8 protein-coding genes and 2 pseudogenes are annotated in these 10,162 nt (G+C 64.4%); 1 reads left to right on the plus strand and 9 read right to left on the minus strand.

Annotation, left to right across the window (positions count from 1 at the left end):
* Positions 1-114 precede the first annotated feature (114 nt).
* Entirely contained in the window at positions 115-1,542 is a 1,428-nt protein-coding gene (locus EOC06_RS18405; protein ID WP_128308451.1) for a gamma-aminobutyraldehyde dehydrogenase, read from the plus strand.
* 137 nt (positions 1,543-1,679) lie between these two features.
* Here the strand turns inward: EOC06_RS18405 and EOC06_RS18410 are convergent, their stop codons facing one another.
* The 9 genes and pseudogenes from EOC06_RS18410 to EOC06_RS42825 all read right to left on the minus strand — a co-directional run.
* Positions 1,680-1,994, minus strand: a complete 315-nt coding sequence (locus EOC06_RS18410) for a hypothetical protein (RefSeq protein ID WP_127267881.1) — start codon at positions 1,992-1,994, stop codon at positions 1,680-1,682.
* A gap of 55 nt (positions 1,995-2,049) precedes the next feature.
* Positions 2,050-2,412 (minus strand): nuclear transport factor 2 family protein, encoded by a 363-nt coding sequence (locus tag EOC06_RS18415; protein WP_127267880.1) that lies wholly within the window; start codon positions 2,410-2,412, stop codon positions 2,050-2,052.
* Between the two features lie 81 nt (positions 2,413-2,493).
* A pseudogene (locus EOC06_RS18420) lies at positions 2,494-2,646 on the minus strand (carboxymuconolactone decarboxylase family protein); the annotation flags it as partial.
* A gap of 156 nt (positions 2,647-2,802) precedes the next feature.
* On the minus strand, positions 2,803-4,356 hold the full coding sequence (locus EOC06_RS18425; RefSeq protein WP_128308452.1) for an alpha/beta fold hydrolase: 1,554 nt from the start codon (positions 4,354-4,356) through the stop codon (positions 2,803-2,805).
* A 112-nt stretch (positions 4,357-4,468) separates the two neighbouring features.
* Positions 4,469-4,780 (minus strand): formate dehydrogenase subunit delta, encoded by a 312-nt coding sequence (locus EOC06_RS18430; RefSeq protein ID WP_023811684.1) that lies wholly within the window; start codon positions 4,778-4,780, stop codon positions 4,469-4,471.
* The gene (gene fdhD, locus EOC06_RS18435) at positions 4,770-5,600 is read right to left on the minus strand and encodes a formate dehydrogenase accessory sulfurtransferase FdhD (protein ID WP_127320612.1); all 831 of its coding nucleotides are present in this window, start codon (positions 5,598-5,600) and stop codon (positions 4,770-4,772) included. Before fdhD ends, EOC06_RS18430 begins: the two co-directional genes overlap by 11 nt.
* A gap of 2 nt (positions 5,601-5,602) precedes the next feature.
* Complete coding sequence (gene fdhF, locus EOC06_RS18440) at positions 5,603-8,515, minus strand: formate dehydrogenase subunit alpha (RefSeq protein WP_064995765.1); 2,913 nt, start codon at positions 8,513-8,515, stop codon at positions 5,603-5,605.
* A 10-nt stretch (positions 8,516-8,525) separates the two neighbouring features.
* A complete protein-coding gene (locus EOC06_RS18445) occupies positions 8,526-10,082 on the minus strand; it encodes an NADH-quinone oxidoreductase subunit NuoF (RefSeq protein WP_127330693.1) in 1,557 nt (518 codons plus the stop codon).
* Positions 10,079-10,162: pseudogene (locus EOC06_RS42825) on the minus strand (formate dehydrogenase subunit gamma); the annotation flags it as partial. The gene EOC06_RS18445 and the pseudogene EOC06_RS42825, both read right to left, overlap by 4 nt.

Here is a 10,162-nt window from a genome sequence, read left to right on the forward strand (position 1 = left end):
GTGGGAAATGAAAAACAGCGAATAGGGAGTAGCGAACAGCGAGTAGGGATCATCGACGGTCAACCCTGCTCGCTTTCAGCTACTCGCTACTCGCTCCTGTTAAGGGAGAATCCAATGGACACCCAGATGCTGATCGGCTCGAAATTCGAGAAGGGCACCGAGACCGAGGAGCCGATCCTCAATCCAAAGACCGGGGCGACCATCCTCAACCTGCCCGAGGCCAGCCAGGTGCAGATCGAGGCGGCGGTCACCGCCGCCGAACAGGCGTTCGTCTTGTGGTCGCGCACCACGCCGGCGCAGCGCTCCGGCTATTTGCTGAAGATCGCCGACCGCATCGAAGCCGACGCGAAGGAGTTCGCCACGCTCGAGGCGCTCAACTGCGGCAAGCCGATCAACGCTGTGCTCAATGACGAAATCCCGGCGATCGTCGACTGCTACCGCTTCTTCGCCGGCGCCGTCCGTTCGATGCCGGGCGTCGTGGCCGGCGAATACATTCCCGGCCATACTTCGATGGTCCGCCGCGATGCCATCGGCATCGTCGCCTCCATCGCGCCGTGGAACTACCCGCTGATGATGATGGCCTGGAAGCTGGCGCCGGCGATCGCCGGCGGCAATACCGTCGTCTTCAAACCATCCGAGCAGACACCGCTGACGGCGCTGAAGCTGGCGAAAATCCTCGCCGATATTCTGCCGGTGGGCGTGGTCAACGTCGTGCTCGGCCGCGGCGACAGCGTCGGCAACACGCTGATCAACCATCCCAAGGTCAACATGATCTCGATCACCGGTGATGTCGCCACCGGCAAGAAGGTGCTGCAGGCCGCCGCCAAGTCGGTCAAGCGCACGCATCTCGAACTCGGCGGCAAGGCGCCGGTCATCGTCTTCGATGACGCCGACCTCGGTGCCGTGGTCAACGGCCTGCGCGCCTTCGGTTATTACAATGCCGGCCAGGACTGCACCGCCGCCTGCCGCATCTACGCCGGCAAGAAGATCTACGACAAGCTCGTCGCCGATCTGTCCTCGGCCGCCTCGACCATCAAGTACAACCGTCCCGACGACACTGAAAACGAGATCGGCCCGCTCATCTCCCGCCGCCAGCGCGACCGCGTGTCGAGCTTCGTCGAGCGGGCCTCGGAACTGAAGCACATCGAGATCACCACCGGCGGCAAGCCGGGCGAGGGTTCCGGCTTCTACTACCAGCCGACCGTGGTTGCCGGCGCGCTGCAGGAAGACGAGATCGTGCGCCGCGAAGTGTTCGGCCCGGTCGTCTCGGTTACTCGTTTTTCGGAGGTCGACGAGGCGGTGAACTGGGCCAATGACAGCGACTACGGCCTGGCGTCATCGGTATGGACCAAGGATGTCTCGCGCGCCATGGCGACGGCCGCCCGCCTGCAATATGGCTGCACCTGGATCAACACGCATTTCATGCTGACCAACGAGATGCCGCATGGCGGGCTGAAACAGTCCGGCTACGGCAAGGACATGTCGCTCTACGCGCTGGAAGACTACACCGCCGTGCGCCATGTGATGGTGGCTCACAGCTAGCCTTCCCTTCTCCCCTTTTTACGGGGAGAAGGGGGCCCGAAGGGCCGGATGAGGGGCAGCACCGTCCCTGGCAAAGCCGGCTCCGCCCCTCATCTGCCTGCCGGCATCTTCTCCCCGTGAAACGAGGAGAAGAATCACTACTCCACAATGCGATAAATATTCCACAGGCTGGTGCCCGACACGACATAGGGCTCGATCTCCTTGCCCCATTTGGCATGCGCGTCGATCTTGCCGATCTTGGCGAAGAACGCCTCCAGCTGGGCCAGGCTTTCGACCTGGTGATGGGACTCGACCGTCGCCTCCCGCGCGCCGATCGAACCGGTCATGATCTGGAATTCCAGCTCGTCGATGCCGACCTGCGAGCCGATCTCGCGTTCCCATTTCTTCAACAGGTCGAGCACGGTCTGCTTGTGTCCGAACTTGGCGTCGATCTGCCATCTGGCGCTGAACATCGTCTTCTCCTCCAGGTTTGCGGCCTAGGCCGCGGTTGATCCACCGGCTGTTGGTCTACTCGTCCCAGGCCTGCACGACGGTCTGCCTTGCGATCCGCCCGTCCTTCAGCTCCAGCATCGCCGCGCAGAACACCTTGGTGCCGTCCGGATAGGCGCAGGCCTGGGTGAAGGCGAGACTGTCGCCGTCGGCGATGGTGGTATCGACCTTGTGGGTCATCGCCCGGCTGCAGATGTCGTCCCAGAATGTGGTGATCGCCGCGCGTCCGCGGATCTCGCGCGGCTTGCTCGGCGGGTTGTTGCGGTCGATCACCCGCACCAGCGCGTCGTCGGCATAAAAGCTCGACAGCATCTTGCCGTCACGGGTTTCGATGGCCTTCTTGATCGATGCGCCATCCACTGTTTGGGTCTTGGTCAGCATGTCATCCTCCATTGGCCCGTCTTGCGACCGGGCGGTTGATGGTCGAAGGGCTGCCCGGCGCTCGTCGCCGGGCAGTGGTTGTTACTGCGACTTCGCCTTGACGGCCGCGAACACGTCGTCGGCCTGCTCCTTGAAGGTCGTCAGATCGACCTGGCTGCCGTTGAGCATCGTCGGCCAGTGGCGCACGATCGCGGACATCGCCACCGCCTCCTTGATCTCCTCATCGCTGGCGCCCTGCCGCTATCGCAAGCGATTTGAGTGTTTGGTTCGACGTCAGCATTTCCTCCTCCGTTCGCAGCACCTTTCCCGACGACATCCGCCTGGCCTGCATGGAGAGAATTGATAGCGCTGACCCGCCCCTGGCCGCTTCGCCCGAAAGCGCCATGGCTCTCATGGCCCGTGCGGGCCAGGGTGCCTGGCCGAAAACGCCGCCGCCGCCGCCCGCGACGGCAGGTCCAGCTTGAGCAGTATGTTGGCGACATGGCGCTTGACCGTGTGTTCGCTCAGCCTCAATTCGGCGGCGATCGCGGCATTGCTCTTGCCGTCGGCGACGAGGCTCACCACCTCGCTTTCGCGCGCCGTCAATGCGGCCGGCTCGGCAACCCTGGGTTTGGGCCGGCAGGCGGGTTCCAGATGCTGTTCGGACGTCGCATGGACCAGCGCCAGCGGCTCCTCCAACTCGTCGACGCTGATGCGCCCGGCGTCGGTGAAATGCAGGCCCGACCCAGCCGCCAGATCGGCGATCAGACGCGACGCGATAATGTCGCCGCGGCCGGCATGGGCGGCCAGTTGCATCGCCACCCGCGCCGTCATCCCGACGGGCGGACCGCGCATTTCGATCTCGCCGACATGCGCCCCTTGCGCGCTTGCCACGCCGATTTCCTGCGCCGCCTCGCGCAGGGCTGCCGCGCAGCGTATGGCGCGTGCCGGGCCGTCGAAGCGCGAAATCATCAACTCGCCATGCAGGCCCACAGAGCGCCCACCATGGCGTCCGACCAGCAGCCGCCAGGTTTCCTGGAAGCGTTGGCTGCGTTCGCTCCACATGCGGTCGCCGAGCCGCGCCGTATCGTAGATGCGTGTCACCAAAAGTGCCGCCAGCACGCGGTCCACTTCGCCTACGGCGCGCTCGCCGGTCAGGAATTCCTCTATCAGGTCGGCCACCCCATCGACATCGCCGGTCCAGATCGGATGGTCGCGTCCGGCAATCTCGACCAGCCGGGCGCCGGGAATCTTCTGTGCAAGGAAGCGGCTGGCATCGGGGTCGACCCGCGCATCGTTGCGGCGATGAATCACAAGCGTCGGCGCGCTGATCACGTTCAGGATGTGGCGGATGTCGACGTCGGCGTTCATGCGCGCCAGCGCCGCCGCCGCCGTCGGGCTCGCCGACAATCGTTCGAAACGTGCCCACCACTGGGCGAAATGCGCGTCGTCGACCCGGCTCGGCGCGAAATGGGGCAGAGTGGCGCCGGTGCCCCAGGCTGTCTCCGCCATCTCGATGAAAGCGTCGAGGCGTTCGGGTGACATCACCCATTTGTGGAAATGCGCATAGCCGCCATAGAGCGCCAGCGCCCGCGTCCGCTCCGGATAGGTGGCGGCGAACAGCATCGCCATCGGCGCGCCTTCGGAGGAGCCGAGCAGGGCTGCACGGCCGCTGCCGGCAGCGTCCATAATCGCGCGCACATCGTCCATCCGCGTTTCGAGACTGGGCAGGTTATGCGCGTCGACGCGGTCGGACAGACCCGTGCCGCGCTTGTCGAACAGGATCAGCCGCGAGAATGCCGAAAGCCGCTTCAAGAGCCTGGTATAGCCCTCGTCTTCCCAGTGCAGGTCGAGGTTGGAAATGAAGCCCGGCACGAAGACCAGATCGAGCGATCCCTGCCCGACCACCTGATAGGCGATCCTCATATCGCCGCTACGGGCGTATCGCGTCTCGATCGGCCTCACGAGATTTCCACCCCGGCCTGACGATTTCTGGTCGTCAAACCATAGCAGAACAGCGCGGATGCGGCAGCTTAAACTTTAGCGCTGGCGAATGTAAGCCGGCGCGGCTTGGCGATTATTCCTGCGAGGCGGCGACGTCGGCAGGGGAGGGCTCGAGTCCGAGTTTGAGGTCGGCCGCAGCCGGCGTGATCGGCCGCCTGATCCTGGCGGAGGCGGCCACCACCAACTCGTTGAAGTTCCCGGTGCCGTCGTCCAGCATTTCGAAGAACTGCCGCCGCATCCTCGGCTCCCAGAACTTGTTGATGTGCTCGGCGACGCCGGCAATGCCTTCCTCGCGCGGCTTGGAATGGAAGAAATCGGCGATCTGGTTTGCCATGCGCACCAGCTTCTCGGCGGTGCTCATAATGTGTTCTTCGTCATGCGACATGCTTGGCAACTCCGCAAACCACCCGGTCGGGGTGGGTGAAAATATCAAAATCGTCGCCGCGAACCAGCGCCACCAGCGTCATGCCAGCCTCTTGCGCCGTGCGGATGGCAAGGGCGGTCGGCGCCGAGACGGCGATGATGAAGGCCGAGCCGATAGAAGCCGTCTTCTGCACCATTTCGACCGACACCCTGGATGTCACCACGACGGCACCGGATGCGCCATCGATGCCGGCCTTGGCCAGCGCACCGGCCAGCTTGTCGAGCGCATTGTGACGGCCGACATCTTCGCGCGCCATGACGATGCCCTTGCCAGGCATATAGAAACCGGCGGCGTGTACCGCTCCGGTCTCGGTGTGCAGCGGCTGCACTTTGGACAAAAGCTTGACCGAACGGGCGATGTCGTCGGCATCAAGCGTAAGGCTTGAGGCACCAACCGCATCGACCGAGCGCATTGCTTCCTCGATCGATTCGATGCCGCAAAGCCCGCAGCCGACCGGGCCGGCGAGCCTTCGCCGCCGCGCTTCGAAACGTGTGTCGGCTCGGTCCTTCAGGCGGATCTGAATGTCGATGCCGGCGCCATGGTCCTCGACCTCGATCGCTTCGATCTCTTCCGGCGCAGCCACAATGCCTTCGGTCAGCGAGAAGCCAAGCGCGAAATCCTCGAAATCGGCCGGGCTTGCCATCATCACCGCATGCGTGGTGCCGGCGAAGGAGAACGCCACCGGCGTCTCCTCCGGCACCATCCGGTCGGCAGCCGTCGTTCCAACCGCGCGGTGCGCCAGCCGCGATACCTGCGTCGTGGCTTTGCGGCGCGGGCTCAAGACTACTCCGCCGCCTGCAAAGACGCGATGCGCCGGCTCTGCTTGGCTTGCTCGTCATAGTCGCGCTGCCATTCCGACGGTCCGTTGGAGGCGCCGACCTGCACCGCCGTCACCTTGTATTCCGGACAATTGGTCGCCCAGTCGGAGAAGTCGGTGGTGATGACGTTGGCCTGCGTGTCCGGATGATGGAACGTCGTGTAGACCACGCCGGGCGACACCCGGTCGGTGATCAGCGCGCGCAGCGTCGTCTCGCCCGATCGGCTGGTCAGCCGGACCCAGTCGCCGTCGCGCAAACCGCGGTTCTCGGCATCGTGCGGATGGATCTCCAGCCGGTCCTCCGAGTGCCACATGCTGTTGTCGGTGCGCCTGGTCTGCGCGCCGACATTGTACTGTGACAGGATGCGGCCGGTGGTGAGCAGCAGCGGGAAGCGCGGTCCCGTCCTTTCGTCCGTCGCCACATATTCGGTCCGGATGAACTTGCCCTTGCCGCGCACGAACCCGTCAATATGCATGATCGGGGTGCCGAGCGGCGCCTTCTCGTTGCAGGGCCATTGCACGGATCCGACACGGTCGAGCAACTCGAAGGAGACGCCGGCGAAGCTCGGCGTGGTCATCGCGATCTCGTCCATGATCTCGGAGGGATGCTGATAGTTCCAGTCCAGCCCGATCGCGCGGGCAAGCTCCTGCGTCGCCTCCCAATCGGCGTAGCGCGCCTTCGGCTCAAGAACCTTGCGCACCATGTTGATGCGGCGCTCGGCGTTGGTGAAGGTGCCGTCCTTCTCCAGGAAGGTCGAGCCCGGCAGGAAGACATGCGCGTAGTTCGCCGTCTCGTTGAGGAAGAGGTCATGCACGACGACGCATTCCATCGCGGCAAGGCCGGCGGCGACATGTTTGGTGTCGGGATCGGACTGCAGAATGTCTTCGCCCTGGATGTAGATGCCCTTGAAGCTGCCGTCGACGGCGGCGTCGAGCATGTTGGGGATACGCAGGCCGGGTTCGTCATCCAGCTTCACGCCCCACAAGGTCTCATAGATATCGCGCACGGCTTCGCCGGAGATGTGGCGATAGCCCGGCAGTTCGTGCGGGAAGGAGCCCATGTCGCAGGAGCCCTGCACGTTGTTCTGGCCGCGCAGCGGATTCACGCCGACGCCGGGCCGGCCGATATTGCCGGTGGCCATGGCGAGATTGGCGATTGCCATCACAGTAGTCGAGCCCTGGCTGTGTTCCGTCACGCCGAGGCCGTAATAGATCGCACCGTTGCCGCCGGTGGCGTAGAGCCGCGCAGCGCCCCGGATCAGCTCTGGATCGACGCCGGACAATTTGCCGACGGTTTCGGGGCTGTTTTCCGGCAAGGCTACGAACGATGCCCAATCCTGGAACTCCGTCCAGTCGCAGCGTTCGCGGATGAAGGCTTCGTCGAACAGGCCCTCGGTGACGATCACATGCGCCAGCGCCGTCAGCACGGCCACATTGGTGCCGGGCTTCAGCGGCAGGTGATAATCCGCTTCGATATGGGCCGACTTGACCATCTCGGTGCGGCGCGGATCGAGCACGATCAGCTTGGCGCCCTGGCGCAGCCGCTTCTTCAGCCGCGAGGCGAACACCGGGTGAGCGGAAGCCGGATTGGCGCCGATGATGACGGCGACGTCGGTGAAGTCGACGGAATCGAAATCCTGCGTGCCGGCCGAGGTGCCATAGGTCTGGCCGAGCCCGTAGCCCGTCGGCGAATGGCAGACGCGTGCGCAGGTGTCGACATTGTTGTTGCGGAAACCCTGCCGCACCATCTTCTGGACGAGATAGGTTTCCTCGTTGGTGCAGCGCGACGAGGTGATGCCACCGATCGCGGTGCGTCCGTACTGGTACTGGATGCGGCGGAATTCTTTCGCTGTATGGGCGATCGCCTCTTCCCAGCTCACTTCGCGCCACGGGTCGGTGACCTTTTCGCGGATCATCGGCGACAGGATGCGGTCCTTGTGGGTGGCGTAGCCATAGGCGAAACGGCCCTTGACGCAGGAATGGCCGTGGTTCGCCTTCCCCTCCTTATAGGGCATCATGCGAACGACTTCGTCACCCTTCACCTCGGCCTTGAACGAGCAGCCGACGCCGCAATAGGCGCAGGTGGTAACAGCCGAGCGTTCCGGCAGGCCCTTGGCAAGCACCGTCTTCTCGCGCAGCGCATCGGTCGGACAGGCCTGCACGCAGGCGCCGCAGGACACGCATTCCGAATCGATGAACGCCTCGTGCATCCCCGCCGAAACCCGGGATTCGAAGCCTCGTCCCTCGATGGTCAGCGCGAAGGTGCCCTGCACCTCTTCGCAGGCCCGCACGCAGCGCGAGCAGACGATGCATTGCGAGGCATCATAGGTGAAATAGGGGTTGGATTCATCGCGGGCGATGTAGTCGACCGCCAGCGAGCCATGGCCGGGCGCCACGCCACCTTCCGGCTTGACGTGGTTGCGGCCTTCGATGCCGTAGCGGTTCTCGGTCAGGCCGATCGACTTCGCCACCGCATCGAACTCGCTCGCGCCGGTTCCGGCCTGTTCGTTCCAGCCGGTCGGATGATCGGAGACGTAGAGCTCCATGACGCCGCGGCGAATGGCATCGAGCCGCTCGGTCTGCGTGCGCACGATCATGCCTTCGCCGACGGGCGTCGTGCACGATGCCGGCGTGCCGCCGCGTCCTTCGATCTCGACAAGGCAGACACGGCACGAACCGAAGGAGTCCAGCATGTCGGTGGCGCAAAGCTTCGGGATCTCGACCCCGCCTTCCATCGCGGCACGCATGATCGAGGTGCCTTCCGGCACGGTGATGCTGCGCCCGTCGACGTTCAGCGTGACCTGCTTCTGCGCCTTCGATTGCGGGGTTCCGTAGTCGATCTCTTCGACGAGGGAGGGGAAGTCGGCCTTGATGTTCATCTGCCAGCTCCTATTCGGCAGCCACGCGCACGGGCGCTGGCTTGAAGTCGTCGGGGAAATGGGTAATCGAGCTCATCACGGGATAGGGCGTGAAGCCGCCCAGCGCGCAGAGCGAACCGAACTTCATCGTGTTGCAGAGGTCGGTGACCAGAGCGAGGTTCTTCTCCGGCTCGATGCCCGCGACTATTCTGTCGATGGTCTCGACACCGCGCGTCGAGCCGATGCGGCAGGGCGTGCACTTGCCGCAGCTTTCGATGGCGCAGAACTCCATGGCAAAGCGCGCCTGTTTCAGCATATCGGCGGTGTCGTCGAACACCACGATGCCGGCATGGCCGATCAGCCCGTCCTTTGCCGCGAAGGCTTCATAATCGAACGGCGTGTCGAACAGCGCGCGCGGGAAATAGGCGCCGAGCGGCCCGCCGACCTGCACCGCCTTGACCGGACGTCCCGTGGCCGTACCGCCGCCGATATCGTCGATGATTTCGCCCAGCGTCATGCCGAAAGCGGCTTCGAACAGGCCGGCATATTTGACGTTGCCGGCGATCTGGATCGGGATCGTGCCGCGCGAGCGGCCCATGCCGAAATCCTTGTAGAAGGCCGCACCCTTGTCCATGATGACAGGCACCGAGGCCAGCGAGATGACATTGTTGATCACCGTCGGCTTGCCGAAAAGCCCCTTATGCGCCGGCAGCGGCGGCTTTGCGCGCACCATGCCGCGCTTGCCCTCGAGCGAATCGAGCAGCGCCGTCTCCTCCCCGCAGACATAAGCTCCGGCGCCGACCCGGATCTCCATGTCGAACGCGTAAGGTGAACCCAGCACGCTGGCGCCAAGAACGCCGGCCTTGCGGGCGACCTCGACGGCCTTGTTCATCACCGCCACCGCATGCGGATATTCCGAGCGGACATAGACAAAGCCCTTGGTCGCGCCCGTGGCTATGCCGGCGATCGTCATGCCTTCGATCAGCACAAACGGATCGCCCTCCATGATCATGCGGTCGGCGAAGGTGCCTGAATCGCCTTCGTCGGCGTTGCAGACGATGTATTTGCGGTCGCCTGCGGTATCGAGCACCGTTTTCCACTTGATGCCGGTCGGGAAGCCGGCGCCGCCGCGCCCGCGCAGGCCCGATTCGGTAACCTGGGCGACGATGTCGGCAGGCGTCAGCGCCAGCGCGTTCGTCAGTCCGTTCAACCCGCCATGCTTCTTGTAGGATTCGAGCGAAAGCGGATCCGTGACGCCGCAGCGCGCGAAGGTCAGCCGCGTCTGCTTGGCGAAGAAGGGGATCTTGTCCGGTGAGCCCAGCCAGCGCTTGTGATGGCCGCCGGTGAGAAAGCCGCCGTCGAACAGGCTTTTGACGTCGGACGGCTTTACCGGCCCATAGGCGACGCGGCCGTTCGCTGTCGCAACTTCGACCATTGGTTCGAGGAAATAGGCGCCGCGCGACCCGTTGCGCACGATCTTGGCTTCGATGCCGCGCTCGGCGAGTTCGCCGGCGATCGCCTTGGCGACCTTTTCGGCGCCAAGCGCCAGCGCACCGGAATCGCCGGGAATGTAGATGCGCGGGATCATGAGCGCACCTCTGCAACGATCTCGTCGAGCTTCTCGTCATTGAGCCGCCCGATCACCTCGCCATCCAGCATAGCGGCGGG

The sequence above is a fragment of the Mesorhizobium sp. M7A.F.Ca.MR.362.00.0.0 genome, from assembly GCF_004023175.1.
In the GTDB taxonomy this organism is placed as follows: domain Bacteria; phylum Pseudomonadota; class Alphaproteobacteria; order Rhizobiales; family Rhizobiaceae; genus Mesorhizobium.

Excerpts from the sequence above, each read along its gene's own strand:
- EOC06_RS18405 (WP_128308451.1), top strand. The coding sequence starts at position 115 with ATGGACACCCAGATGCTGATCGGCTCGAAATTCGAGAAGGGCACCGAG.
- EOC06_RS18410 (WP_127267881.1), bottom strand. The coding sequence starts at position 1,994 with ATGTTCAGCGCCAGATGGCAGATCGACGCCAAGTTCGGACACAAGCAG.
- EOC06_RS18415 (WP_127267880.1), bottom strand. The coding sequence starts at position 2,412 with ATGCTGACCAAGACCCAAACAGTGGATGGCGCATCGATCAAGAAGGCC.
- EOC06_RS18430 (WP_023811684.1), bottom strand. The coding sequence starts at position 4,780 with ATGTCGCATGACGAAGAACACATTATGAGCACCGCCGAGAAGCTGGTG.
- fdhF (WP_064995765.1), bottom strand. The coding sequence starts at position 8,515 with ATGAACATCAAGGCCGACTTCCCCTCCCTCGTCGAAGAGATCGACTAC.
- EOC06_RS18445 (WP_127330693.1), bottom strand. The coding sequence starts at position 10,082 with ATGATCCCGCGCATCTACATTCCCGGCGATTCCGGTGCGCTGGCGCTT.